Genomic DNA, 26023 nt, shown 5'->3' with positions numbered 1-26023 from the left:
GGAGCCAAGTATGAATTTCATTACCCGCTGCATCACTATTATCGCCATCAGCAGTTGCGCAACCGGAGCCCTGGCACGCGACGATGTAAAAGAGTTTTCCATCGCCGATGCGCTCGCAACCGAACAGGCCAAAAATATTCTCGGCGATGACATCAAGTTTTATTTTGGCGCACAAAGCCATGGCGCAGTCGCTAAAAAAATTGGCGAGTTTGGCACTAACAAAAAAACCAATGGTGTAGGCAAGTCTGACAAACAAGCCTGTGAGTGGGCATTTTTGTCAGCGATGAAATCCCTGCGTGAACGCGCCCAGCGCGAAGGCGCAAATGCGATAGTCAATATCCGCTCCAACTACCGCAACGCCACCACTACCAGCACCGATACCTTCAAATGTGGTGCCGGTAATATCATGGTCGGTGTGGCCCTGTTGGGTGATGTGGTACAAATTAAATAATTGATGACTAATGCTTACAAGGACGTAAGAACTATAAAAACTATCTGGATTTTATTATTTGTAGAGGTAAAAAATGCTCAGCCAAAAACTACTTGCGATTTTAGTGTGCCCAGTCAGTAAAGCCGCGCTGGATTATCGCCCTGAACAACAAGAATTGGTGTGTAAAACCAGCGGCCTCGCCTATCCGATCCGCGATGGCATTCCGGTGATGTTGGAGTATGAAGCGCGCCGTTTAGCCCCGGAAGAATGTTAATCCCCGCTACTTTACAGCCATTGCGCGGCCTAGTTGCCGCGCAGTGATTGCCGCCCCTGCTTGATCGATACCACTTGCGCCCCCTGCTCTTTCTGCTCCACTTCAGCCATTAATTCCGGCTCTAGCGGTGTAGTCAGCAATTCTTTATAGAGCGGTTCAATATTGCTCAGCGCGGTTTGCAATTGGTAAATATTGGTCTGCAAAGATTCCAACTGTTCGCTGTGGCTATTGCGCTGGGTTTGCAATTGCGTCAGGCGCAACATGTGATGCTCAAGCAATTGTTTTTGATACTGGTTTTGATGAAACAATGGCGCCAGAGCTTCTTGCATCCAGTGATTGATGTGCTGATTGAGTTCGATATACACCGCGCGCACTTCCTGCACTAGCGTATTGATAAAACGGCTAATCAACGCGCCTTTGTGCGTGAACACTGTCGCCAGCGATTTGCGGAAATCGTCGGCGCGGGTATGCAGCTGGCGCAACTGGCGGCGCTGTTTTTGAATTTTTAACAAGTGGCGCATGATCAAATCATCACCGGTTATGCTCTGCTCGGGCCGTTCATAAATCGAAGTAAGCACGCGATTGCAGCGTTCGATTTCACGCTCCAGATGACGCAGGTTACTGTCCACATCGTCAAAAAATTTACCGATGGCGCGGGCTAACCCCACGGTAGTCCAACTCTGCGCCAGACTCGCATGGGCCTCGGCGATTTGCTGTTCCAACAGGCCGCTGCTGATTGGCCCCAACAGCGATAATTTCTGCGACTCCAACAAGCGCTGGCTGGTGCGCAGCGACAGCGCCTGCTTGTGGTATTCATGATGGTTGCGGCGAATGGTATCGCGCAACTCAGTTAATTTTTCACCCGCTGCTTCGGGTGCAACTGCGCGCAATTCACTCAACTCACTTTCGCACTCACCCAAGCGGCGCTGCAAACTGTTGCGTGCATTAATCACCATCGCATAGCTGTCGCCAATTAAACGATGGCCAATGATTTGCTGCTGATTGCGCATCACGCATTCAGCCAGCATACGTTCAAGCTGCGGGAAATTACTGCGTACTAACTGCGCCTGATTGCGCCCAACCTTGCCCAGCAGCCCCTGTTTGGCCGAGAGCGCCACCACATGTTCAGGCGCTAAGTCTAACTGGCGCGCGGTGAGCTTCCGTAAGTGATCGATATTAGCTTCAATTTCCTGTGGTGGAGTGAGGTCATCCCACAGGCTGTCGATTTTATTGAGCAGGGCAATCACGGCGGTGCAGTTGTTATCGCGCAGCACCTGAATATGTTCGCGCCAGATATCCATATCGCTTGCGGTGACACCGGCATCAGCGCTGAGCAAAAACAAAATCGCCTGGGCATCAGGCAAGGTCTTGAGCGTGAGCTCGGGTTCATTGCCGAGTGCGTTTAAACCGGGGGTATCAACAATACGTAAGCCTTGGCGCAAGAGTGGGTGATCCAAACTAATCAGTGCATGGCGCCAGGCGGGGATAGTGACCATGCCATTTTCATCGCGCTCGCCTAACTCATCCTGTGCAAAACCGAGTTTGATTGCATCGGCTACTGTGACTTGTTTGCTGGCAGACACTTGATTGATCGCGGCGCGGGTCTGCTCGTGGTCTTGCGCATCAAAGTGAATCGCCACCCAGTTTTGTGGGATGCGTTTAAAACTCTGCAAGCTGGTATTGGTGCGACGGGTTTCGATGGGCAGCAAACGCACGCAGTTGGCGGGCTGATGGCTATCCCAATAGATTTCGGTGGGGCACATAGTGGTGCGCCCCGGTTGCGATGGCAGCAAACGGCGGCCACCGCCGGTGTACAACAGCGCATTGATTAATTCGGTTTTACCGCGCGAGAACTCACCCACACAGGCGATGGTAAAACTCTCGCCGCGCAGTAACTGGCGTGCGCGCTGCAAGGTCTTGCCCATATTCGCGCCAGACATATCATGCTGCTGACTCCACTGTTCAAAGCGCTGCAAACGCTCATCTAACTGGCGCTTCCAACGAGTGTAATGGGTCATTTGGCGATGCAGGGCACGTACGTCCATAGCTGTGTTCTCAATATCGATTAGGGCGTTATTTGTACTGTTTAATAACTGACCGAAATAACCAGCATAAGGTTACATAATAATTTTTATGCAGACATTAAAGCGGAAAACTACGCCAGTGACTAGATCTTGAGCAGTGAGTGGTCACTTCAGATGGCTAAAAGGTGGGAGATTGCTACTTTGTGAAACATTTGGCGCCAACTCGGTAATACTCTCTTGGGTACCAGTTAGGATTCTTCGCTGTAGTGCTCAAGTCGAGCAGTAACAAATTATCACCGCGCGTATGCAGAAGGTTAGTGTCTATAAGAGCGTAACAGCTCAACCACTTCCACTTTGTAGGACTTATACCAGCGCGCTCTTCCTTGCTGCTGCGCCTGCAGATGCTCGGCATTTTGCTGCCAGTGTTTGATGTGGTCGAGACTCGGCCAATAGGAAATGGCTATTTCACGGCTGCCTTCGCTGGTGGCGACAAAATCGAGGCAGCCATATTGCGTCATTGCCAACTCGCGCAGCTGTTTAGCCGCTGCAAAATATTCGTCGTCGAGTTGTGCAATTTCAGCGTGAAAAATGACGGCGTACATGGGCACTCCACCGTTACCAATAACCCAATACTAACTGCGGATACACACCCACCGCACTGGCCAAACGCGCAATCAGCATATTCACGATTTGCAAGCCAAGCAGAATGATGATCGGCGATATATCCAACACGCCGCCCAGTGGTGGAATAATTTTGCGGATTGGCGCTGCCAGTGGATTAATAATTTGATTGGCCAGCGTCAGTAATGGATGGCTGCTAAATGGCGCAATAAAACTGCCAATAATGCTAATAATCATGCACCAGAAAAATATGCTGGAAATAATAGTAAGCGCACCCACTATGCCCCACACAATCAGCGGTAGCGGATTCAAAATTAATCCGGGCGCCCCTGCGATCATCGACAAAATCGTAGTGGCAAGCAATTGCACCAAAATAATTAATACGACCGATGCTGTATCAATCCCCAACACACTGGGAATAAATTTACGCAGTGGTTTGAGCATGGGCATAGTGATTTTGACTATGGCTTGCGAAACAGGGTTGTAAAAATCAGCGCGCACTAATTGCAATAAAAAACGCAAAATAACAATCACCAGAAACAACGACATCAGGCTATAGACAATTAAATGCAAAATGTTGGCGAACATGAATATCTCCGGTGATTTATTTTAATAACAAGTGCAATGCAAAATAGCTTACGCGATTTATTTACCCAGCAGTTCAGACAGCTCCACGGCGCGATTAGAACAAGCACTCATGGCTTTTAACACAGTGCCACGCAGTTGATCTTGCTCAAACGACAAAATGGCCTGCTCGGTTGTCCCCTTGGGTGAGGTGACGCGGCGGCGCAACTCGGCTACATCCAGTTCACTTTCTTTAGCGAGCATGGCGGCACCCAGCGCCGTTTGCAAGGTTAACTCAGCTGAGCATTCGCGCGTTAAACCCAGTTCAACACCGGCGTCGATGATCGCCTCCATCATCAGAAAAAAATACGCAGGGCCGGAACCGGAAACGGCCGTGACCGCGTTTAATAGATTTTCATCATCCAGCCATTGCACAATTCCTACAGCGCCGAGAATTGCATTGGCCGCCATTTTTTGTGCTTCGCTCACCAAACTATTCGCAAACAACCCGCTGGCACCGGCGCGCAATTGCGACGGCGTATTGGGCATACAGCGCACAATCGCCTGATCTTCGCCCAGCCAGCTTGCAATACTCGCAGTGGTGATGCCCGCCGCAACCGAAATAATCAGCGGTTTATGGGTTAAGGATTCGCGCAAACCGAGCGCAACTTCTTTTAGCATCTGCGGTTTTACCCCCAGCACAATCACATCGGCCTGCGCGGCCGTTGCAGCATTGTCGGTGCTCACCGCAATACCAAATTCATCCGCTATCTTATTGAGTGTTTCCAAACGCGGACCTGCAGCGCTGATTTGTGCGGCGGTAAAACCTTCCGCCAGCAAACCACCGATAATCGCCTTGGCCATATTGCCCGCGCCGATAAATGCAATCTTGGATGTCTTCACACTAAACCCTTAACGTTAAAAAATTATTGTTTTGCGCTGGAGCGCGCGCCAAATATATCGGTACCCACCCGCACAAAGGTTGCGCCTTCAGCAATGGCGGCGTCCAAATCCCCTGACATACCCATCGACAGGCAATCCAGTTGATAACCCTGCGCATTCAAGTCATCGCGGGCGCTGCGCAATTTGGCAAAGGCGGCGCGCTGTTGGGTTGGGTCATTAGTCGCAGCGGGTATCGCCATCAAACCGCGCAGCTTTAGACGCGGCAACTGGCCTATCGCCGCCACTAATGCGGGTAATTGTGCAAGGCTAACACCTGACTTGGTCGTTTCATCGTCTATATTTACTTGCACACAGATATTCAGTGGCGGCAGCTCTGCGGGGCGCTGGTCATTCAGGCGCTGGGCGATTTTCAACCGGTCGACTGAATGTACCCAGGCAAAGTGCTCCGCGATTGGGCGCGTCTTGTTGGATTGAATGGGGCCGATAAAGTGCCATTCAATCCCCGGCAATGCTTGCAGAGCGATTTGTTTGTCGAGCGCTTCCTGCAGGTAGTTTTCACCAAATGCGCGCTGCCCCCAAGCGTAAGCTTCGGCCAAGGCTTGTGCAGGCTGGGTTTTGCTCACCGCGATCAACTGCACAGTTTGCGGATTTCGTCCGGCGGCATTAGCGGCTTGATGAATTCGTGCGGTGACTTTCGCGAGCTGGTCGTCTATCTTGTGCATATTCCGTTTTCTTAAAATCGCTGTAATTGCCCACAAAGGTCTGCACTGCAGACGAATAACAAAAGGTTGCTCTGATGGATATCACCGAACTCCTGGCCTTTAGCGCCAAACAAGGCGCGTCTGACTTGCACCTCTCGGCGGGTCTGCCGCCGATGATTCGTGTCGATGGCGATGTGCGCCGTATCAACCTGCCGCCGATGGAGCACAAGCAGGTGCACGGTTTGATTTACGACATTATGAATGACAAGCAGCGCAAGGACTACGAAGAATTCCTGGAAACTGACTTTTCCTTTGAAGTACCGGGTGTGGCGCGCTTCCGGGTTAACGCCTTCAACCAAAACCGCGGCTCTGGCGCCGTATTTCGTACCATTCCCTCCAAAGTACTCACTATGGAAGAGCTGGGCATGGGCAATGTGTTCCGCGATATCTGCGCGGTACCGCGCGGATTAGTACTGGTGACCGGGCCAACCGGTTCGGGTAAATCCACCACCCTCGCGGCGATGATCGACTACATCAATGACAACAAATACGAACACGTGCTGACCATTGAAGACCCGATCGAATTTGTCCACGAATCGAAAAAATGCTTGGTCAACCAGCGTGAAGTGCACCGCGACACCCACGGCTTTAGCGAAGCATTGCGCTCCGCACTGCGGGAAGACCCGGATATTATTCTGGTAGGTGAGATGCGCGATTTGGAAACTATTCGTTTGGCACTCACCGCCGCTGAAACCGGCCACTTGGTATTTGGCACCCTGCACACCACCTCTGCAGCCAAAACCATCGACCGTATCGTGGACGTATTCCCCGCGAACGAAAAATCCATGGTGCGTTCGATGCTGTCGGAATCGCTGCAAGCGGTAATTTCGCAAACCCTGATGAAGAAAAATGGCGGTGGCCGGGTGGCGGCGCACGAAATTATGCGCGGTACAGCGGCGATTCGTAACCTGATTCGCGAAGATAAGGTGGCACAGATGTACTCGGCGATTCAAACTGGTGCATCGCTTGGCATGCAGACCATGGATCAGTGTTTGGCTGATTTGGTCGCGCGTCGTATCATCAGCCGCGAGGCCGCTAAAGGCAAAGCTAAATTCCCCGAGAATTTTTAATCAAACACTCTGGGAAATATCTCATTTTGTTTCCTATTTGCAGCACAACGTTTCAATAATTTTTAAGGTGCATTGTTATGGATTTTGATCGGTTATTATCCTTGATGGTAGAAAAGGGCGCGTCGGATTTATTTATTACTGCCGGTGTACCGCCCTCGATCAAAGTCCATGGCAAAGTGGTGCCTGTCACCGCCACACCACTGGCACCAGAAAAAGCACGCGAACTGGTGCTGAGTGTAATGAATGAAAAACAGCGCGCAGAATTTATCGATAAAAAGGAATTGAATTTTGCCGTAAGCGCACGCGGCATTGGTCGCTTCCGTGCCAGCGCCTTTTACCAGCGCAATCTCGCCGGCATGGTGTTGCGCCGGATTGAAACCAAAATCCCGGCACCCGATGATCTGGGTCTGCCAGAAATTATTAAAGAGTTGGCGATGACCAAACGCGGCCTGATTATTTTTGTGGGCGCGACCGGTACCGGTAAATCGACCTCACTCGCCGCTATGATCGGCCATCGCAATCAAAACTCCAAAGGGCATATTATTTCCATCGAAGACCCGATTGAATTTATTCATCAACACCAAGGCTGCATTATCACCCAGCGCGAAGTGGGTATTGATACTGAATCTTTTGAAGTTGCATTGAAGAATACTTTGCGTCAGGCACCCGATGTGATTTTGATTGGTGAGGTGCGCTCGCGCGAGACCATGGACCACGCAATCGCATTTGCGGAAACTGGTCACCTATGTCTCTGTACACTCCATGCCAACAACGCTAACCAAGCGCTCGACCGGATCATTCACTTTTTCCCTGCTGATCGCCATCGCCAATTGTGGATGGATTTATCGCTCAACTTAAAAGCGATTGTGGCGCAACAATTAATTCCCACACCGGATGGCAATAGCCGCCGCGCTTGTTTGGAAATTATGATCAATACCCCGCTGGCGCAGGATTTAATTCGCAAGGGTGAAGTATCAGACTTGAAAGAATTGATGAAGCGCTCGACTGAGCTGGGCATGCAGACCTTTGACCAAGCGCTTTATGCACTTTACGACAACGGTGAAATTACTTACGAAGATGCGTTGTTGCACGCCGACTCACCTAACGATTTGCGTCTGATGATCAAACTCGGCTCGGAAACCGATGCGAGTTATTTGTCCCACGCGGCAGATAGCTTGTCGATTCAAAGCGATGAGCACAATAATCGCGGCAAAATGTTTTAATAATTGATAAACCCACAAGTGATTTACAACAAAAGGAGCTAGTTATGGCAGGTTGGTATGAACTTAGTAAAAATGATAAGGGGCAGTTTCACTTTGTGCTCAAAGCAGGCAATGGCGAAGTGATTCTGAGCAGTGAAAGCTACACCTCAAAAGCAGCAGCGGAGACGGGCATTGCCTCGGTGCAAAGCAACAGCCCGCTGGATGAGCGCTACGAGCGCAAAGAAGCAGTAAACGGCAAATCCTATTTCAATCTTAAAGCGGCCAACCATCAAATTATTGGCACCAGCCAAATGTACGCCAGCACATCGGGGCGCGATAACGGCATAGAATCAGTGAAGACAAACGGGGTAACGGCCACCATCAAATAATATCTCCGCGGCACGTTCAGCCAAGTGTTTTTTGGCTGAACGATTTAGTTTCGCTCCATCCAACTTTCCAAAATCAACCGCGCCGCAATAGAATCAACCGGATTATTTTTGTAATCGCGCGAACCGCCGCGCTCCATCACTTCACTTTTGGCTTCAAAGCTACTCAACCGCTCATCTACCATCTCTACTTTCACGCCAAAACGACCATGCAAACGGTTGGCGAATTTACGCGCGCGCGCGCTGAGTTCACTTTCACTGTCGTCCATATTGAGCGGCAGGCCAACCAAAACCAAATCAGGCTGCCAATCTTTTAATAATTTTTCAATTTGATTCCAATCCGGAATGCCATCTTTAGCTTTGAGTGCAACCTGTGAATTGGCCGAGCGAGTGATGGTTTGACCAGAAGCGACACCAATATTTTTGGTGCCGTAATCAAAGGCAAGCAGAGTTTTAATCATAGGGTTACAAACAGATTTAAGTCTCGCGGATCTAACACACTAAGCGTGGCCAGCGGTACTGGAAATTAAATTGACATCAATACCCAACGCCAGCGCTGCCGATGTCCAGCGCTCTTCAAACGGCGTATTGAAAATAATGTTTTTATCGGCAGGTACGGTCAACCAGCTATTGGCGGCGATTTCCGCCTCCAACTGACCTTCACCCCAACCCGCATAACCCAGCGCGATCAAGCACTGCTTAGGGCCGCGGCCTTCAGCGAGGGCGGCAATAATGTCGCGCGAAGCGGTGAGGCTAACGTCGGGAGAGATTTCCAGCGTGGATTGCCATTTGGCTTCATTGCTGTGCAGCACAAAGCCGCGCTCGGGCTGCACCGGCCCACCACTCATGACAATCTGGTCGCCCTGGTCAGAAAGGTCATCCAAATCCATCTGCGAGAAGATTTCTTTCAGCAGCATAGGCGTGGCGGTATTGATCACCACCCCCATGGCACCCTTGTCGCTGTGCTCACAAATGTAAGTCACTGTGTGGGCAAAAGATGAATCGTTTAAACCCGGCATGGCGATCAAAAAATGGTCGCGCAAACTGCCGGGGGTAAGCTCATCGTAATCATTAAAAGTGATTTTTTCGTTCATGGATTTAGTATGAGGCCTTACGAAGGTAAAACAAGCAAGTAGGCTAAATTAATTAGCCTGCCAATCAGTTGGCGGACGTGGTAATTGTTGAGTTTTTGCCAGTGATCTCAAAATTCCAGGTGCGAATAATCTGCAGACGGTCGGCGTGCTTGCGAATTTCGGCCGGAAATGTCGCAAACGGGGCTGCCAAGCGCACAATTTGCCGCGCGGCATCATCGAGAATGCGCTGCCCCGAAGATTGCAGCACTTTGATTTCATAAATAGTGCCGTCGGGATTAATCACCACCGATAAACGCAAGTGACCGGTGATATGACGGCTTAAGGCTTCCTTGGGATAGTTGCGGTTGCCGACCTGCTCAATTTTGGCGCCCCACTCATGCAAGTACTTGGCATCAAAGGATTCTTTAGTCGAGACTGAGGTAAGTGTACGCACCCGTGGCCGCTTGGCGTATTCCTGCCGCTGCTTATCCAACTTGGCTTGCAAACTGGCAATTTCGGACGAGATTAGCGGCTGATCTTCAGTTAACCCTTCCAGCACTTCACGCTCTTCTCGCTCATCTGGATTTAATTTTAACTGGGTGGTTTGGGTGCTTTTGGCGGTGGTTGAGAGCAGCTGTTGCTCTTTGATTTTCTTGGTGGATGCCGCTTGTTGCTGCGGTACCGGGTTTACCTCACGCACTTGGGTATCGGCAAATTCCGCCTGCTTCTCGGCAGTAAGCTGCTTGGCCTCATCCAGTGTGCCGCTCGCCTCTTGATTGTGCTGCGCCAGAAAATCGGCATTCTCTGGCGCTTTCAGCGATTTATGAGTCGCCAAAGTAATTTCAATTGTTTGTGACTTATTACTGTGATCGGGCAGCTTAAAACTAAACCCCAATATCAAGAAAGCGTGCAGAGCGATCGCCAAAAATAAAGTAAAACTCAGCCGATCGCCGGTATCAACCGGCGGCACGGCTAGGGTTTCTTCTTCCAAGGCAACAGCCTGATTCATTCGCTCTACTCTGTTGTTCAACGGGTCAGCCATTGGGGCTGATTAATGCGCCGCTAATTTACGCTCTATAGCATCAATTAGCCGTGACCCAATTCCCGTGTTGTAGGCTTTATCGATTTCTCGCGCACAGGTGGGGCTAGTGACGTTAATCTCGGTCAAATAATTACCGATCACATCCAAACCGACAAATAGCAGGCCCTTGGCTTTGAGCGTCGGCGCCACCTGCTCGACTATCCAGTAATCCTGATCGGTCAATGGCTGGGCCACACCACTTCCGCCTGCCGCCAGATTACCGCGCGTTTCGCCCTGAGCAGGAATGCGCGCCAAGCAGTAGGGAACTGGCTCGCCATCGACCACCAAAATACGTTTATCGCCCTCGCTGATCGCCGGGATATAACGCTGCGCCATAATGCTCTGGCTGCCAAATTCCGTCAGGGTTTCCAGAATTACACCGACATTGGGGTCATCCTGACGACAGCGGAAAATACGGCTGCCGCCCATGCCGTCGAGTGGTTTAAATATCACATCGCCATGGCTGCGGTGGAAATCGCGCAGGCGCAGCATATCGCGACTAACCAAGACCGGCGGGCAGCACTGGGGAAATTGGGTGGCGAAAATTTTCTCGTTGCAATCGCGCAGACTACGTGGATCGTTTACCACTAACGCACCCTGATTCTGCGCAGCTTCAAGAATATAGGTGCTGTATATGTATTCGTTATCGAAGGGGGGGTCTTTGCGCATGATGATCACATCCAGATCACCGAGCTTTTTATCTTCGTGCAACCCCAACTCAAACCAACTATCGCCATTGTCGGCGACAAACAGATTGCGGGTATTTGCCCGCGCCTCGCCCTGCAACAAATAAAGATCGCGCTGCTCCATATAATGCAAATCCCAGCCGCGCTCCTGTGCTGCAAGCAACAGCGCCAGAGTCGTATCTTTATAAAATTTGATATCCGCGATAGGGTCCATTACCACGCCGAGAGAGATTGCCATAGCGATTGCCCAGATTAGATCAACAGAAAGATATGCAGCAGAAGCGCAAATAAATTGCCGGACTCTGTGCGGCGGGCTAAAGTTAAGTCCTGAGGGCAATTAAAGCAAGGTTATTACCGACAGATTATTCCGCTCTAAAAAATTCAAAATCGGAATAGATTACTCATATATTCAACTAGTTATGGCATAACCTTAAAAACTGTGTTAAAAGTTCGTTTTCACTGGTGGCGTTATTTTGACGCCGGTTTTGATAAGTGATTGCAACACAAGCTTCAAGCGTTACTCAAGTTTCACCAATCAACGTGTATATCTGGCAACTACGGCAATAACAAAAGGCAAGGTCAGAGTATGGAAGTAACTTACGAAAGCCTCAAAGTGATGGTTATCGACGATAGCAAAACCATCCGGCGCACGGCTGAAACACTGCTCAAAAAAGCGGGCTGCATGGTCATCACCGCCACCGATGGTTTTGATGCTCTGGCAAAAATTGCCGATACCCGCCCTGATATTATTTTTGTGGACATCATGATGCCGCGCCTCGACGGCTATCAAACCTGTGCCCTGATCAAAAATAACAGCGAATTCAAGACCACTCCGGTCATCATGCTATCCAGTAAAGATGGTCTGTTTGACAAAGCCAAAGGGCGCATTGTTGGCTCCGATCAGTACCTCACCAAACCGTTTAGCAAAAGCGAGTTACTCGGCGCTATCGAAGCGCACGTCAAGCATTTAAAAGCCTCTTGAATATAGGCGTATCCCAGATACGCTTAGTGGGGGTTTTGACTGTTACTAACGCGCTACACGCTCCCGGTGTCACCTGAGTAATAGTCTGGATCGACATCCAAAGGACTGTTTAACACTCACCGCATCGCCTGCGGAACAATTATTCGTTTTTTTGGAGCATTTATGGCCAGAGTATTGATTATTGACGATTCGCCAACCGAGACTTACACGCTCACTAGCATGCTGGAAAAAAATGGCCATGTGGTCATGACCGCCGACAACGGCGAAGCAGGTATTGTGATGGCGCAAAAAGAGCTGCCCGATGTTGTCCTGATGGATGTTGTTATGCCTGGCCTCAACGGCTTTCAGGCAACCCGTCAATTGTCAAAAACCCCTGAAACTGCGCACATTCCCGTTATTATTGTGACCACTAAAGACCAGCAAACCGATCGCGTTTGGGGCATGCGCCAAGGTGCAAAAGCTTATTTGTCTAAACCGATTACGCAAGAAGTGTTGATGGCCGCGATGGCCGAAGTGTTGCGCTAAACAAAGGATAAGTTCACAGGCTACAGGGATGATAGAGAGACAATAACAACAAGTATCATCACCGACCATCAAGTTCATCGACTCTAGGGGTCGAATCCGAGTGATGTTACACGACCGTTACGGATAGATTTATGTCTGAACCCCAGGCCGCCTTTCAGGCCCTGCTCACATTGGCACAGCGCAGCCGCGCCGCTGCACGCGGTCTGCCAGCACAGGCGGATATACGCCCCCATTGGAGCGGCATTGGCTTTGCGCTGATGGGCAGCTACTTTGTAGTGCCTATTGGTGAAATTTCAGAAATGCTGGAAGTACCCAACCACACCCACTTACCCGGTGTGCAACCCTGGGTAAAAGGCGTTGCCAACGTGCGCGGCCGGTTGCTACCACTATTTGATTTGGCGATGTTTTTTGGCGATCGACTAGGTGGTACACGTAAACACCGCCGGGTATTGATATTAGAAACCGAAACACTCTACTCCGGCCTTATCGTCGACCAGGTGTTTGGTATGCAACACTTTCCCATGGATGAATACAGTGAACAGCCCGGTGCTGTAGCAAGCTCTATTTTGCCATTTGTTACCGGTAGTTATCCTCAGGGAGGGGAGCGCTGGTCGCTGTTCCGTCCTGCCCTGCTGGCGGAAGATCCGCGTTTTACCAATGCGGCAAAAACCTAGCTTACAGATAGACCACGACCATTACGCCCAAATGTTAGATTGAGAGTCAATTTGAGTTTTTTTACCTAGTGTAAAAAACGCAGTGGATAGAAAAAATAAAACCGAACGCTGGTTAGGAGTGCTTAGATGAAAACTGATTCAAAGATTGCCGCCTTCAGAGCAAAACCGACGACTGTTATTGCCGCGGTCTTGCTGGTGGTTTCATTTGCCGCCGCAATGATACTGTTGTTCCTGATTAACCAGGGCAAGAGCAACGACCAGCGCTACTTGCAACAGGCGGGTGACTTGCGTGCGCAAGCCTATCGCTTGACCTCGCTCTCACGCGATGCCACCTCGGGCGATGAAAAAGCCTTCGGTGAACTGACCGGCGTGGTGCAGAGCATGGGCGGCACTTGGGATATGCTGCGTAACAGCGACGAGCGCACCCAAAAAACACTGAGCTCTGAGTTCGACAGCTTTGGCGCTATCTGGAACCGGGTAAAAACCAACGCCCAGGCAATTGCGACCAACAAAGACCTGATTGTATCGCTCAACAACGTGGGTAATACCCTGAACGACAACCTGCCGACCCTGCAGACTGAACACAACAATATCGTAGATATCTTGCTCGAATCCGGCGCACCTGCCGACCAAGCGATTCAAGCCCAGCTGCTCTCCTGGCGCGCCGAGCGTATCGGTCGTAACGTAGATAAAATGCTGCGCGGTGACGCCGACTCAGGTGACGCTGCTGATCAGTTCAACCGCGACGCTAACTTCTACGCCCGCGTACTTACTGCAATGAAAGACGGCGACCCTGCCCTGCGTATTACCCGTGTATCTGACACCCAAGCACGCGCCAGTCTCGAGCAAATTACCACCCTGTTTGAAGGGGTGAACAAATCGATCCAAGAGATGGTTGAAGGTTCAACTACCCTGACCCGCGCCCGTCAGGCATCTGATGCATTGCTGAACGATACGCCACAACTGCTGCAAAGTCTGGCAGTTATTGCCGATAAGATTTCAAGTCAGGCCGATAGCCGCCCGCTCATCAATAACACTACAGTTATTATTTTGGCCGCAATCACACTCGGCTCTTTGTTCTTCCTGGGTTTCAACCAGTACATGGGCGCTCGTAAACGCGCTGACGAAACCGCCGATACCAACGAACGTAACCAGACCGCGATTTTGCGTCTGCTCGACGAACTTGCCGACCTCGCGGACGGTGACTTGACCACTACCGCGACCGTAACCGAGGACTTCACCGGTGCGATTGCTGACTCTATTAACTTCACCATCGACCAGCTGCGGATTCTGGTAGCGCGAATCAACGAAACCGCGGTAAACGTATCGGCCGCTGCGCAAGAGACCCAGCAAACTGCATTGCATCTCGCTGAAGCATCTGAACACCAGGCGCAAGAAATTGCCGGTGCATCGGCGGCGGTAAATGAAATGGCCGTGACCATTGACCAGGTATCTGCCAACGCCGCCGAATCGGCAGCGGTAGCAGAGCGTGCGGTATCAATCGCGGGCAACGGCGCTAAAGTGGTACAAAACACCATCCACGGGATGGATACCATTCGTGAACAGATTCAAGACACCTCCAAACGTATTAAGCGCCTCGGTGAATCGTCACAAGAGATTGGTGATATCGTAAGTTTGATTAACGACATTGCCGACCAAACCAACATCCTCGCACTTAACGCAGCAATTCAGGCATCTATGGCCGGTGACGCAGGCCGCGGGTTCGCGGTGGTAGCGGACGAAGTTCAACGCCTTGCGGAACGTTCCGCAGCCGCAACCAAGCAGATTGAAGCGCTGGTAAAAACCATTCAGAACGATACCAACGAAGCGGTAATTTCGATGGAACAAACCACTTCTGAAGTGGTACGCGGTGCACGCCTCGCACAGGATGCGGGTGTGGCACTGGAAGAAATTGAAAACGTATCCTCAAGCTTGGCGGAATTGATCCAGAACATTTCCAACGCTGCGCGTCAGCAAGCATCGTCTGCGGGTCACATCTCCAACACGATGAACGTTATTCAAGAGATTACCACCCAAACCTCTGCCGGTACTTCGGCTACCGCTCAATCGATTGGTAACCTCGCGGAAATGGCCCTCGACCTGCGTGAGTCGGTAGCCGGTTTCAAACTGCCAGAAGAGGTTATGTCGGAAGGTCGCGCCAATGCCGCGCGCCAAGCCATGGCCACCACTCCGGCAATGGAGTTCGAAAGCAATACCGAAGTGATCGATCTGGACGACGAATTGTTGCCTGACGACGACATTTTCGCCCAAACCTCAAAAGCCTGATAAACAAGTGATGCCAGCCCCGCTGGCATCGCAGCCAGTAACTTACAGATATTGCCTATGGCTTGGTCACTGCGCACACTACCTACACTCACCGAAGATCAGTTTCTCCAATGGGGCAAGCTGCTGGAAGAGCGCACCGGTATCCAGCTTGTTTTTCAGCAGAAAGCCTGGCTTGAATCGCAAATGAGTTCGCGCATGCGCGACCATGGCGATGAAAATTACGATAGTTATTTTCAGTTTATCGCCCAAGAAACAATTGAAGCCAAAGTGGAGTGGTCGCGCTTGATCGACCGCATTGCGGTAAAAGAAACCAGTTTTTTCCGCCATCGCGAATCGATTGAATATGTGCGCAATTACCTGCAGCAAAAAATCAATAATAAAGCCCTGAACAACAGTTTCGATATCTGGAGCATGGGCTGCGCAACCGGTGAAGAAGCCTACTCACTGGCAATGGTAGTCAACGATTGTTTTGAATTGGCGGCGATTAACCCTTATTACGGTATTACCGCCATGGATATCAGCTCGTCGGCCTTAGCTGCCGGTCGTAAAGGCCGCTATAGCAAACGCCGTGTGGAGCAGGTAAAACCCGATGAAGTTAAACGCTACCTGCAGGTCTGTACTGATGGTAGTTATGAGGTAGTGAATAAATTGCGCGACCGCGTATGTTTTACTCACACCAATATAGTTCACGCGCGCCAACTCCCCATGGTGCAAGTGGATGTGATTTTTTGCCAAAACTTGTTGGTGTATTTTCGCCGCTGGCTGCGCCGTGATGTTTTGAATGCGTTAGTCGACCGTTTGAAACCAGGCGGCCTACTGATTGTTGGTCTTGGTGAAGTAGTGGACTGGGAACACCCCGAAATGCAACGCACTGGCGATGACCAAGTGCAGGCTTACGTTCGTGAAGAACGATAAAAACGAGAACAACGAGAGGAACGTTCTGCATGGCAGATAATCGCAATTTTGCCGCGTTGGATTGGTTGATCCATGAGATCAGTGAGACGCTGAAGGAAGCGCGCCAAGCCCTCGAAAGCTATGTTGAAAATCCTAAAGACGCGGCGCGTATCCGCTTCTGCCTTACCCATATCCATCAGGTGCATGGCAGCCTGCAGATGGTGGAGTTCTATGGCGCGGCCATGCTGGCCAGCGAAATGGAACAACTGACTCAGGCAATGATCGCCGAGAAAGTCGCCAACAGCGGTGAAGCGCAAGAAGTACTGATGCGCGCAATTCTGCAATTCCCGCTGTATCTCGACCAAGTCAAAAATACGCGCAAAGATAATCCACTGGTGGTTCTACCACTGCTCAACGATTTGCGCGCGGTGCGCGGCGAAAGCCTGCTAACCGATACCAAACTCTTTGTACCCAACCTGACCCCAGCTAAAAAAGCCTCCGGCGCGCGCCTACCCGTTACCAACGACAATGTGCAATTTCAGGCGATGGTGCTCAAACTGCGCCAGATGTATCAATATGCGGCGTCGGGTTTTATCCGCAATGTGAATCCGGAAGAAAATCTCGCTTACTTGCACAAGGCTTTTTCCCGTCTGCAAAAACTCACCCACGGTACAGCGCGTTTTGCGCTCTGGGATATATCGCTGGCACTGGTTGAAGCGATTGAAATCGACGCGATTGAAATCAGCGTCGCAGTAAAAAATCTGCTCCGCCAGCTCGATAAAGAAATCAAAGTGCTCGCCGTTCACGGCATCAAAGCACTCAATAGTTTTACCAATGACGAGCTGATTAAAAACCTGCTCTACTATGTTGCGCGCGCGGGCAAACACGCTCCCGGCTTTCCGCCCAACTCCCAGTTACAGCGTATCTACGAAACCTACCATCTTGAAGAGGCGCTGCTCGAAGGCAAAGAGACCAGCGAAGATAGTCAAAACATGCTCTCGGTACCCGATGCCGAAGCAATGCGCTCAGTAGTGGGTGCACTGAAAGAAGAGTTAAACCTGATCAAAGATAGTTTGGACACTTGTCTTGCAGGCGGTGATACCCAGTCCGCACTCAGCAATGCCCTACCAATTGTCAAACGCGTTGCCGATACCATGGCGGTGCTCGGCTTGGGCGACCTGCGCAAGAGTATCCTCGAGCAGGGCGCAGTATTGGATTTGGTGGTCGAATCCCATAGCCAGCTGTCCGATGAGCAATTAATTGCTGTCGCCAGTCAATTGATTGCGATTGAGAACTCACTCGATAGTTTGACCGAAATGAGCAATCAGGACGGCGACAGCGGTGAAGATTCCGACATCACCCTCAGCCGCGCCAAAGAGTCGGTGCTGCGTGAATCGCGCAACGGACTTGAACACGCTAAAGACGCAATTATTGAATACATAGCGTCGCAGTGGAATCGCCAACATCTGCAATCTGTACCTACCACTTTGCGCGAAATTCGCGGCGGATTAGACATAATGCCGCTGCCGCGCCCGGCGCGAATTCTCGGCGCCTGCGCACGCTTTATTGAAGAGCAATTGCTGCAGCAAGATGCAACCCCCCAATGGTCCACACTCGATACCCTCGCCGATGCAATTACCAGTGTTGAGTACTATTTAGAGCGCTTAAGTAGTGGCGGCCGCAAAGAGGAAAATGACCTGCTGCTCAGCGTGGCGGAAGAAAGTGTCGCCAGCCTTGGCTATGCAGTTGCCAAAATTACCAAACCCGCCGATACACGGGTGGACAACACCAGCGTTAATGATGACACATCAACACCTGACGTAATTGACGACGCAACTGCTGCAGAACAGTTAAGCGCAGCCTACCAAGACGCTACAGACCCAATTACAGACTCAATTAACGACGAGTTTGCACAGTTATCGGCCAGCTACGCCTCAGCCCAGTTACCAGCTGAAGACACTGCGCCTGAAGATCAAACCGAGTCAGCGCAAGCTACTGAAATTTCAGCCGCTGAAATCGATTTGGCTGACACTGCTGAAGTAGAATCCGCTGAAACAGATGCGTTCGCGATAGAGGCCACAGACGCGCCAGAAGAAAGCGATTTAGTCGCCACCTCCGACGCGCCTGTTATTCAGCGTGATGATGACGACATTGATGATGAAATCATCGAAATCTTCATCGAAGAAGCAACAGAAGTTACCGAAACTATCGCCGAGTATTTCCCCCGCTGGGCGCAAAACTTTGACGACAAAGAAGCACTGACCGAATTCCGTCGCGCGTTCCATACCCTCAAGGGTAGTGGCCGCATGGTTGGCGCCAACGAAATTGGCGAGCTAGCCTGGTCAATCGAAAACATGCTTAACCGCGTGATCGACCGCACCATAGTTGCTGGCGCTGTGCACGTGCAGATTATCGAAAAAGTGCGCTCCCTACTGCCGGATATGATCGCCGCTTTCCGCGACAATCTGCCCAACCCTCATGCAGAACTGGCTGAAACCTATCGCCAGCAGGCAGTATCGCTTGCACAAGGCGTCATCCCTGATGGGTTGTCGGATGAATTAGACGATAACCAAGCACCAATCGCTGCAGCAGAAGCGGACGACAGCGAAGAGAACCTGCTGCTAGCGGACGAAGACGATGAGCAAGATAGCGACCTTGGTCTTCAGCTGGAAGAAACGGATATTGAAGAGCCTCACCTGGAAGATGAAGCCGCCTATGGCGAAGCCATAGCGGAGCTATCCGATGAGCTTAACTTCACCAGCGAACAAGACGATGCTCAAGTTAGTGCTGATGAAGAGATAACACTGGAGATAGCCGAGCTACCTCTGGTTGAACTGGATGAGCAAGATGAAGTCCTCGACTTCAGCGCTGAAGAGGAAACACCGCCCTTAATTACGCTGGAAGATGAAGTCGAAATAGTTGACGAAGACGAAGTCGCACAACTGGCTCAGGCTTATAGCGAACAACAAACCAGCGCGTTTAACTTCAGTAGCGCCGCCGCTGACGATATTGATATAGATGACCCAGACGCCCAACTCTGGGAAATCTTTGGCGCGGAAGCGCTCACCCATCTGCAAGTGGTTGAAGACTATATTGCGCGTATGGAAGCAGAGGCGCCCATTTACGAGCCACCCAGCGAAGGCATGCAGCGCGCCCTGCATACCCTCAAAGGCAGCGCACATATGGCCGAAGTCACGCAAGTGGCCGAGTTGGCAACGCCGCTGGAGCGCTTCGTTAAAGAATTGCGCTCCTATCACGTCAATATCAACGACGATATCCTCCAACTGCTGCGCGATGCCGTCAGTTACACCCAAATTGCGCTGCATCAAATCGAGGCGGGCGAGTCAGTTGATATTCCGCGTCTCCATCAGTTTATCGCGCGCGTCAATGAACTACGTGACATACATGTCACCCCGCTAGTCAGCCTGCAAGAGCTGGATGAAACCGGCAAACGCCCGGTAGACCCCGAATTGCTCGCCATTTTTATGGCCGAGGAAATGAATCTGCTGCTGGATGCAGACAAGATTATCGCCCAGTGGGCGGCTAATCCATCCGATGCCATTCAGCTGATTCCGGTAATGGAAGAGCTGGGCAAGCTGACCAAAGCCGCCGCCCATGCTTATCTGCCCGCCATGGCTGAGCTAAGCGAGAAAATTCACAGCGTGTATGAGACTGTGATCGCCAAACAATTGGCCTGTTCGCCCGCAGTCTGCACCACTCTCAACAATGCCCATATCGCCCTGTTGGACATGGTCGACTCCATTGCCGCAGGTCAAAACCTGAACGGCATTCCCGAAGCCGTTAACGATGAGCTGGATGAATTACTCAGCACCGAAGCAGTCACGCTCAGCACCTTGATCAACGAAGAAATCCCCGTAATCGAGGATGATATTCCCCTGATCGAAGACCTGGCGTCAGCCGACGAAGATACAGCGAACGAAACCGCGATAAGCGATGAAGTCGCCCTGATTGAAGCAGATGACGCATCATTCGCCGAAGAAATCCCTCTTGCCGAGCTGGATGAAGAGATTGAATTCGACGAACCGGCCCCCTACGACACGCTGGCTCAAGCTGACGATGAAACCATCGAGCTTATTGATGAGGAAGTAGATAACACAGCCTACACCCTGCTGCCCGAAATCAGTTTGGTTGAGGAAGACAGCCTCGAAACAGACAGCAGCGAAGACGAAATCGCTATAGAGCTAGAGGTAAATCCAGATCCAGTAGCAAGCGAACTCCCAGAAGCAATAGAGGAAGAAGCCGACGAACCTGTCGCCGAGTTACCCGTTACTGAGAGCATTGAACCCCAGGCTGAGGTTCAATTGGTGGCGCCACAACCACCGGCAGAGCAAACAGTAGATGAAGACTTTGATCCAGAAATCGTCGAGATCTTCCTCGAAGAAGCGGGCGAACTGCTAGAAGAAATCGACACTTCGCTCAATGAGTGGCAGGACGATTGGAATAACACCGATTGCGTCGAAGAACTGAAACGTTCACTGCACACATTCAAAGGCGGTGCGCGGTTAGCGGGCTTGAGCGACTTGGGCGACCTGTCGCATGACTTTGAAACCATCCTGATCGAAATGGATGACGATGCCGAGCTGGATCAGTCTTTCTTCAATCGCCTGCACGATTACCAAGACCGCATGCACGCTGGCGTTAGCCAGGCGCAAGCCCGTATGAATAGTGGTGCAACAAGCCATGATGAGCTGCAAGCAACCGATATTCCGGTACTGGATAACTATGTCGCGGTTGACGATCAGTTAACAACTGAGGATAAGTACGTCAGCGTTGATGAGGTAGTTGAAGGTATTCAATTCAGCGAAGATCCTCCGGTATTACACGACGAGCAACCTGCTTACAGCACACCTACTGTTATTATCGACAATACCCGCGATCTAGCTGACAACAGCGCTGATAATGATAGCTATACACGCAATGATGGCCCCAGTCAGAAACCTAACGTACTGACCTTCGCCCCCAAAGCCAAACCGGTTGCACCGGTTCCAGGCGCTATTCCCGGCACTGAATACGGCAGCGGCCTGCGCTCTGGCAACAGCGGCCCGGCGCAAGTACAGCATTTGGCGGCGCGCCGCACTGGCCCGCAAGAAGTGGTTAAGGTCTCGGCCGAATTACTCGAAGAACTGGTAAACCTTGCCGGTGAAACCTCCATCAGCCGTGGCCGTATGGAACAACAAGTCATCGACTTGAGTGGATCTATCGAGGAGATGGACTCCACCATCCAGCGTTTGCAAGAACAGTTGCGCCGCCTCGATATCGAAACCGAAGCACAGGTCTTGTTCCGCCAAGAACAAATGATGCAACACGAAGAATTCGACCCACTGGAGATGGACCGTTACTCGCAGTTGCAGCAGCTGTCGCGCTCGCTGATCGAATCCGCATCGGACTTGATGGACTTGAAATACACCCTCGCGGATAAAACCCGCGACACCGAAACCCTGCTGCTGCAACAGTCGCGGATTAATACCGACCTGCAGGAAGGCCTGATGCGTTCGCGCATGGTGCCCTTCTCCCGCTTGGTACCGCGCCTGCGCCGGATCGTGCGCCAAGCCGCGACCGAACTGGGCAAAGAAGTAGATTTCGAGCTGGATAACGTCGAAGGCGAACTGGATCGTAGCGTCTTGGAGCGCATGGTTGCGCCCCTTGAACACATGCTGCGCAACGCGGTTGACCACGGGATTGAAACACCCGATGAGCGTATCGCCGCCGGTAAAAACCCCAATGGCCGCATCCTGCTAACCCTCGGCCGCGAAGGTGGCGATGTGATCCTGCGCCTGATCGACGACGGGCGCGGTATCAACCTCAAGCGTGTGCGTGAAAAAGCGGTTGAACGCGGCCTGATGTCGGCTGATGCACAACTCGCCGATCAAGACATCATCCAATTTATTCTGCATGCCGGTTTCAGTACGGCAGAGAAAGTAACGCAAATTTCCGGCCGCGGTGTGGGCATGGACGTAGTGCATTCCGAGATCAAACAACTCGGCGGCGCCATGTTTATCGATTCCAACTGGGGCAATGGCACCGAGTTTACAATTCGCCTGCCGTTTACTGTATCGGTGAACCGCGCGCTCATGGTGCAAATTGGCGACGACCTTTACGCCATCCCGCTAAACTCGATCGAAGGTATTGTGCGCGTCAGCCCGTTTGAGCTGGAGCACTACTATCAAGATGACACCGCCCGCTTTGATTACGCCGGCGAAAACTATCTGGTGCGCTACCTCGGCAACCTGCTCGACTCCAGCGCCCAACCGAAACTCGATGGTCAAACCCTGCCTTTGCCGGTGGTGTTAGTACGCAGTACCGAACACACGGTCGCGCTGCAAGTGGATCGCCTGCTCGGTTCACGCGAGATTGTGGTGAAAACCCTCGGTGCCCAGTTCAGTGCGGTGCGCGGTGTATCGGGCGCCACGGTAATGGGCGACGGTAGCGTAGTGGTGATTCTGGATCTGCACGCCATGATCCGTGAACAACTGGCGCTCGGTCTGCAGAGCACCGTATTGCTGGAGCCTGCCAAAGCGGGCGCCGTACCAGAGGAAGATCTGTCGGAAAAGACCGTCATGGTAGTGGACGACTCGGTAACCGTACGCAAGGTAACCAGCCGCTTCCTGGAACGCGAAGGCTTCCGTGTCATCACCGCGAAAGACGGGGTAGAAGCACTGCAAGTGCTGCAAGACCATATCCCCGATGTGATGCTGCTGGATATCGAAATGCCGCGTATGGACGGCTTTGAAGTCGCCAAAAATATTCGCACCAGTTCGCGCCTGAAAGATCTGCCGATCATCATGATCACCTCGCGCACGGGCGAAAAACACCGTGAGCGCGCCTTTAGCCTCGGCGTGAACAAGTACATGGGCAAGCCCTATCAGGAAGATCTGCTGCTCAACAACATCAACGAATTGCTCGGCAAAACCGTGAAATAAGGCGCCGCTATGCTGCAGCTGGGAATACTGGTCGATAGTGCCCACAAGCAGCAGGCGCTAACCCAGTTGATTGCTCACTCGGGTCACAAGGTGGGCTGCCATCTACTGCTATCAGCGCGCGAAGCGGCAGCTCAACAATTACTTGAACAACCGCTGGATGCCTGGGTAGTCGATGTCGCCGAGGATTATTGCGACGACCAACAACTGCTGGAGCAGTTATTCGCACAGAGCCGGGTGCCGATTATCCTCAGCGACAGCAGCGAATTTGCGCCGGGCAGCGACGAACACAGCGCCTGGTTGCGGCGCACGGGCCTACGTTTGCAACGGTTGCGCGGCGACATCAACCTGCAACAGGCCAATCCCGCCAGTGAACTCTGGGTACTGGCCGCGTCTACCGGCGGCCCGGCAGCAGTAAAACGGTTTCTGGCGCAACTGCCCGCCAATCTGGGCATCGCCTTTTTGTACGTGCAACATATAGATGCAAACCAGGCGGTAACACTGAACCGCATGATGACCAATGCAGGTAGCTACCCAGCGATGGTGGCAACACAAGGTGTGGTACTAGAAGCCAATAGTCTGACCCTGGTAACCGCCCGCGACCCGGTTGAAATTTTGGCAAACGGCACCCTAGTAGTGAATTATGGCCAGTCATGGAAAGGCAGTTATGCCCCCTCGATTGACCAGTTAGCCGCCAATGCCGCGCGCATTTACCGCGAGCGCTGCGGCTTGATTATTTTTACCGGCATGGGTGATGATGGCGCGGCCAGTTGCCGCTTGATTAAACAAGTTGGCGGCAAGGCCTGGGCGCAATCGCCCGCGGATTGCACCAGCGATTCAATGCCCGTTTCCGCCCTCGCCACTGGTTGTGTCAGCCTCAATGGCACACCCGAATATTTGGCGCGCGCACTGGCACAGTTAAAGCGCTAACGAATCTGATCAGGGCATTCGCTAGCGACAATTAATAAGCACAACAAGAACCAACAGGATCAGATCTTCATGAGAGCTCCCCAGCGCATCGAGAAAAAGATACAAGAAGTCGCCAGCCTGCTCATTCCGCTTCAGGGGCGCCTGCTGCTTGCCCCCAACGTGACCGTGGCCGAAATTGTTCCTGTGTCCCAAGTGATTCCTGTCGCCGATGCGCCTGCTTGGTATCTCGGCAACTGCAACTGGCGCGAACAGACCATTCCGCTCTTCTCCTTTGAAGTGATGAACGGCGAAGACAAACCCGGCGTCGCCAGCCGCTCGCGTTTTGCCGTACTTAACACCACTGGCGCACACGAATCCCTGCCATTTATCGCCATCCTCACCCAGGGCTTGCCCCGTTTGGCGCGTGTTACGGAAGAAGAAATTTCTGAACGCGAAGACAGCGACAACAAACCCTTCGAACTTATGCACGTCTCCTGGGCGGGCGAAGAAGCGGTAATACCCAATGTAGAAGCCATGGAGCGCGCGTTTCTGGATTATCTGCACTTAGATAATTAATCCCCCGCACAACCCCCTCAGCTATGAACGACCTCATCATTGAAGACCTGCAACTTGGCGACGGTAAAACCGTCGTCAAAGGCGCCCTCATCACCACCCACTACACCGGCTGGCTCGAAGACGGCACCGAATTCGATTCCTCCCACCGCCACAACAAACCCTTCCAATGTGTTATCGGCACCGGCCGCGTGATAAAAGGCTGGGATCAAGGCCTAATGGGCATGCAAGTAGGCGGCAAACGCAAACTGCAAGTTCCCGCCCACTTAGCCTACGGCGAACGCCAAATCGGCGCGCTGATAAAACCCAATTCGAATTTGGTGTTTGAGATTGAGTTGTTGGAAGTGCTGACGAGGGATGACTGATTCACTATGCCGCAGTTATTAACTACAACAAACTAAAATCAATACTAAGGTAAAAACCTACACAAATATCCAATTTTTTATAAGGAGCAATTAATGCGTTCAGGAATCACATCTCTTCTCACGGCAGTATCTTTCACTGCTTTTTCATCCTTTTGCCTTGCTGATCAAAAAATACCATTTGAACTTGTCGATTTTCAGCAATATCACACCTATCAACAATATTTAAAAAAGAGTGCAAAACATAAAGCATTTGCTGTTCCTCAATTTATGGAACCCGGGTCAGCTTATGGCGAGGGGAGTTCGCCAGAAGAAGCGATAAAAAGTGCAAAGAAAAATTGCAAAGAAAAATATCAGTGGGATTGCAACATTATTTCAATCGACGGAAAAATCACTAGTGAAAAAACGCGTAATATCCCGAAAGAAATTAGCGAACCGGCAGACATAAAATCATTAAACATCGACAGTCAATCAGATGAAGTTAAAAAATTATTTAAAAACTACTATTTTAAGAAAGCCTACCAGAACGCCAAAGCAAATAAAGCTTATGCCACCAACAATTTTGGGATCAATGCACAAGGCCACTTGAATGCCTATATCACCGAAGAAATTGCTATAGAAAGAGCTTTGTTTCATTGCAATCGCCTCGCAAAGAAACACAAAGATCCTACACGACGCCAAGCTTGCTATGTTGTAGCTGTGAATGATCGCCTTCTTTCTGACAATATCGAAAAAGTTTTAGCTCAAAAGTAGTTGTTTATTGCCACGTACTGTTTTGTCTGGAGCAATTTTATTAGGCTACTTT

24 protein-coding genes are annotated in these 26023 nt (G+C 51.4%); 15 read left to right on the top strand and 9 right to left on the bottom strand.

Features of this window, described 5'->3' with window-relative positions; genetic code table 11:
• Positions 1-10: 10 nt before the first annotated feature.
• Complete coding sequence (locus tag AWU77_RS01615; RefSeq protein ID WP_062058221.1) at positions 11-451, top strand: excinuclease ABC subunit A; 441 nt, start codon at positions 11-13, stop codon at positions 449-451.
• A 73-nt stretch (positions 452-524) separates the two neighbouring features.
• Positions 525-704: a Trm112 family protein gene (locus AWU77_RS01610; RefSeq protein WP_062058218.1), complete on the top strand. Its 180-nt coding sequence runs from the start codon at positions 525-527 to the stop codon at positions 702-704.
• A 29-nt stretch (positions 705-733) separates the two neighbouring features.
• Here the strand turns inward: AWU77_RS01610 and AWU77_RS01605 are convergent, their stop codons facing one another.
• The 5 genes from AWU77_RS01605 to AWU77_RS01585 all read right to left on the bottom strand — a co-directional run bounded on the left by AWU77_RS01605 (position 734) and on the right by AWU77_RS01585 (position 5538).
• Positions 734-2749: a dynamin family protein gene (locus AWU77_RS01605; protein WP_062058216.1), complete on the bottom strand. Its 2016-nt coding sequence runs from the start codon at positions 2747-2749 to the stop codon at positions 734-736.
• A 293-nt stretch (positions 2750-3042) separates the two neighbouring features.
• Positions 3043-3330 (bottom strand): antibiotic biosynthesis monooxygenase, encoded by a 288-nt coding sequence (locus AWU77_RS01600; protein ID WP_062058212.1) that lies wholly within the window; start codon positions 3328-3330, stop codon positions 3043-3045.
• 13 nt (positions 3331-3343) lie between these two features.
• Positions 3344-3937, bottom strand: coding sequence for a YggT family protein (locus AWU77_RS01595; RefSeq protein ID WP_062058209.1), 594 nt, complete (start codon positions 3935-3937; stop codon positions 3344-3346).
• A gap of 57 nt (positions 3938-3994) precedes the next feature.
• On the bottom strand, positions 3995-4816 hold the full coding sequence (gene proC / locus AWU77_RS01590) for a pyrroline-5-carboxylate reductase (RefSeq protein WP_084617896.1): 822 nt from the start codon (positions 4814-4816) through the stop codon (positions 3995-3997).
• A 23-nt stretch (positions 4817-4839) separates the two neighbouring features.
• Entirely contained in the window at positions 4840-5538 is a 699-nt protein-coding gene (locus AWU77_RS01585) for a YggS family pyridoxal phosphate-dependent enzyme (protein WP_062058206.1), read from the bottom strand.
• A 74-nt stretch (positions 5539-5612) separates the two neighbouring features.
• Between AWU77_RS01585 and AWU77_RS01580 the strand changes: the two genes are divergently transcribed.
• The 3 genes from AWU77_RS01580 (at position 5613) to AWU77_RS01570 (ending at position 8238) form a co-directional block, all read left to right on the top strand.
• Positions 5613-6647: a type IV pilus twitching motility protein PilT gene (locus tag AWU77_RS01580; RefSeq protein ID WP_062058203.1), complete on the top strand. Its 1035-nt coding sequence runs from the start codon at positions 5613-5615 to the stop codon at positions 6645-6647.
• 77 nt (positions 6648-6724) lie between these two features.
• Positions 6725-7870, top strand: coding sequence for a PilT/PilU family type 4a pilus ATPase (locus AWU77_RS01575; protein WP_062058201.1), 1146 nt, complete (start codon positions 6725-6727; stop codon positions 7868-7870).
• A gap of 44 nt (positions 7871-7914) precedes the next feature.
• Complete coding sequence (locus tag AWU77_RS01570) at positions 7915-8238, top strand: YegP family protein (protein ID WP_062058198.1); 324 nt, start codon at positions 7915-7917, stop codon at positions 8236-8238.
• Between the two features lie 44 nt (positions 8239-8282).
• On the opposite strand, the gene ruvX is transcribed toward AWU77_RS01570, so the two are convergent.
• The 4 genes from ruvX to gshB form a co-directional block, all read right to left on the bottom strand.
• On the bottom strand, positions 8283-8696 hold the full coding sequence (gene ruvX / locus AWU77_RS01565) for a Holliday junction resolvase RuvX (protein ID WP_062058195.1): 414 nt from the start codon (positions 8694-8696) through the stop codon (positions 8283-8285).
• A gap of 39 nt (positions 8697-8735) precedes the next feature.
• Entirely contained in the window at positions 8736-9329 is a 594-nt protein-coding gene (locus AWU77_RS01560; protein WP_062058192.1) for a YqgE/AlgH family protein, read from the bottom strand.
• A 64-nt stretch (positions 9330-9393) separates the two neighbouring features.
• Positions 9394-10317 (bottom strand): energy transducer TonB, encoded by a 924-nt coding sequence (locus AWU77_RS01555; protein ID WP_062058189.1) that lies wholly within the window; start codon positions 10315-10317, stop codon positions 9394-9396.
• 42 nt (positions 10318-10359) lie between these two features.
• The gene (gene gshB / locus AWU77_RS01550) at positions 10360-11313 is read right to left on the bottom strand and encodes a glutathione synthase (RefSeq protein ID WP_062058186.1); all 954 of its coding nucleotides are present in this window, start codon (positions 11311-11313) and stop codon (positions 10360-10362) included.
• A gap of 348 nt (positions 11314-11661) precedes the next feature.
• On the opposite strand from gshB, the gene pilG reads away from it, so the two are divergent.
• From pilG to AWU77_RS01500, 10 genes are all read left to right on the top strand, one after another.
• Positions 11662-12057, top strand: coding sequence for a twitching motility response regulator PilG (gene pilG, locus AWU77_RS01545; protein ID WP_007639219.1), 396 nt, complete (start codon positions 11662-11664; stop codon positions 12055-12057).
• A 162-nt stretch (positions 12058-12219) separates the two neighbouring features.
• The gene (locus AWU77_RS01540; RefSeq protein ID WP_062058183.1) at positions 12220-12582 is read left to right on the top strand and encodes a PleD family two-component system response regulator; all 363 of its coding nucleotides are present in this window, start codon (positions 12220-12222) and stop codon (positions 12580-12582) included.
• A gap of 131 nt (positions 12583-12713) precedes the next feature.
• Positions 12714-13256 carry a chemotaxis protein CheW gene (locus AWU77_RS01535; protein ID WP_062058180.1) on the top strand — a complete coding sequence of 181 codons (543 nt, stop codon included), beginning with the start codon at positions 12714-12716 and terminating at the stop codon, positions 13254-13256.
• A 126-nt stretch (positions 13257-13382) separates the two neighbouring features.
• Entirely contained in the window at positions 13383-15542 is a 2160-nt protein-coding gene (locus AWU77_RS01530; RefSeq protein ID WP_062058176.1) for a methyl-accepting chemotaxis protein, read from the top strand.
• A gap of 57 nt (positions 15543-15599) precedes the next feature.
• On the top strand, positions 15600-16457 hold the full coding sequence (locus AWU77_RS01525; RefSeq protein ID WP_062058173.1) for a protein-glutamate O-methyltransferase CheR: 858 nt from the start codon (positions 15600-15602) through the stop codon (positions 16455-16457).
• Positions 16458-16486: 29 nt separating this feature from the next.
• Positions 16487-23377 (top strand): Hpt domain-containing protein, encoded by a 6891-nt coding sequence (locus AWU77_RS01520; RefSeq protein WP_062058169.1) that lies wholly within the window; start codon positions 16487-16489, stop codon positions 23375-23377.
• Between the two features lie 9 nt (positions 23378-23386).
• Positions 23387-24304 (top strand): chemotaxis protein CheB, encoded by a 918-nt coding sequence (locus AWU77_RS01515; RefSeq protein ID WP_062058166.1) that lies wholly within the window; start codon positions 23387-23389, stop codon positions 24302-24304.
• A gap of 69 nt (positions 24305-24373) precedes the next feature.
• Complete coding sequence (locus AWU77_RS01510; protein WP_062058162.1) at positions 24374-24859, top strand: chemotaxis protein CheW; 486 nt, start codon at positions 24374-24376, stop codon at positions 24857-24859.
• Between the two features lie 23 nt (positions 24860-24882).
• Positions 24883-25221, top strand: a complete 339-nt coding sequence (locus AWU77_RS01505; RefSeq protein ID WP_062058159.1) for an FKBP-type peptidyl-prolyl cis-trans isomerase — start codon at positions 24883-24885, stop codon at positions 25219-25221.
• A 93-nt stretch (positions 25222-25314) separates the two neighbouring features.
• The gene (locus AWU77_RS01500) at positions 25315-25971 is read left to right on the top strand and encodes a hypothetical protein (protein WP_062058156.1); all 657 of its coding nucleotides are present in this window, start codon (positions 25315-25317) and stop codon (positions 25969-25971) included.
• The last annotated feature ends 52 nt before the right edge of the window (positions 25972-26023 follow it).

Origin of the sequence: Cellvibrio sp. OA-2007 (genome assembly GCF_000953825.1) — a bacterium.
Taxonomy (GTDB): Bacteria; Pseudomonadota; Gammaproteobacteria; order Pseudomonadales; family Cellvibrionaceae; genus Cellvibrio.
This window is presented reverse-complemented; position numbering and strand designations above follow the sequence as displayed.

Coding starts and splice junctions, on each gene's coding strand:
- pilG (WP_007639219.1), top strand. CDS start 11,662: ATGGAAGTAACTTACGAAAGCCTCAAAGTGATGGTTATCGACGATAGC.
- AWU77_RS01530 (WP_062058176.1), top strand. CDS start 13,383: ATGAAAACTGATTCAAAGATTGCCGCCTTCAGAGCAAAACCGACGACT.
- AWU77_RS01580 (WP_062058203.1), top strand. CDS start 5,613: ATGGATATCACCGAACTCCTGGCCTTTAGCGCCAAACAAGGCGCGTCT.
- AWU77_RS01515 (WP_062058166.1), top strand. CDS start 23,387: ATGCTGCAGCTGGGAATACTGGTCGATAGTGCCCACAAGCAGCAGGCG.
- AWU77_RS01615 (WP_062058221.1), top strand. CDS start 11: ATGAATTTCATTACCCGCTGCATCACTATTATCGCCATCAGCAGTTGC.
- AWU77_RS01555 (WP_062058189.1), bottom strand. CDS start 10,317: ATGAATCAGGCTGTTGCCTTGGAAGAAGAAACCCTAGCCGTGCCGCCG.
- AWU77_RS01540 (WP_062058183.1), top strand. CDS start 12,220: ATGGCCAGAGTATTGATTATTGACGATTCGCCAACCGAGACTTACACG.
- AWU77_RS01560 (WP_062058192.1), bottom strand. CDS start 9,329: ATGAACGAAAAAATCACTTTTAATGATTACGATGAGCTTACCCCCGGC.
- gshB (WP_062058186.1), bottom strand. CDS start 11,313: ATGGCAATCTCTCTCGGCGTGGTAATGGACCCTATCGCGGATATCAAA.
- AWU77_RS01600 (WP_062058212.1), bottom strand. CDS start 3,330: ATGTACGCCGTCATTTTTCACGCTGAAATTGCACAACTCGACGACGAA.
- AWU77_RS01605 (WP_062058216.1), bottom strand. CDS start 2,749: ATGGACGTACGTGCCCTGCATCGCCAAATGACCCATTACACTCGTTGG.
- AWU77_RS01525 (WP_062058173.1), top strand. CDS start 15,600: ATGGCTTGGTCACTGCGCACACTACCTACACTCACCGAAGATCAGTTT.
- AWU77_RS01595 (WP_062058209.1), bottom strand. CDS start 3,937: ATGTTCGCCAACATTTTGCATTTAATTGTCTATAGCCTGATGTCGTTG.
- AWU77_RS01610 (WP_062058218.1), top strand. CDS start 525: ATGCTCAGCCAAAAACTACTTGCGATTTTAGTGTGCCCAGTCAGTAAA.
- AWU77_RS01505 (WP_062058159.1), top strand. CDS start 24,883: ATGAACGACCTCATCATTGAAGACCTGCAACTTGGCGACGGTAAAACC.
- AWU77_RS01570 (WP_062058198.1), top strand. CDS start 7,915: ATGGCAGGTTGGTATGAACTTAGTAAAAATGATAAGGGGCAGTTTCAC.
- AWU77_RS01585 (WP_062058206.1), bottom strand. CDS start 5,538: ATGCACAAGATAGACGACCAGCTCGCGAAAGTCACCGCACGAATTCAT.
- AWU77_RS01500 (WP_062058156.1), top strand. CDS start 25,315: ATGCGTTCAGGAATCACATCTCTTCTCACGGCAGTATCTTTCACTGCT.
- AWU77_RS01575 (WP_062058201.1), top strand. CDS start 6,725: ATGGATTTTGATCGGTTATTATCCTTGATGGTAGAAAAGGGCGCGTCG.
- AWU77_RS01535 (WP_062058180.1), top strand. CDS start 12,714: ATGTCTGAACCCCAGGCCGCCTTTCAGGCCCTGCTCACATTGGCACAG.
- AWU77_RS01520 (WP_062058169.1), top strand. CDS start 16,487: ATGGCAGATAATCGCAATTTTGCCGCGTTGGATTGGTTGATCCATGAG.
- ruvX (WP_062058195.1), bottom strand. CDS start 8,696: ATGATTAAAACTCTGCTTGCCTTTGATTACGGCACCAAAAATATTGGT.
- AWU77_RS01510 (WP_062058162.1), top strand. CDS start 24,374: ATGAGAGCTCCCCAGCGCATCGAGAAAAAGATACAAGAAGTCGCCAGC.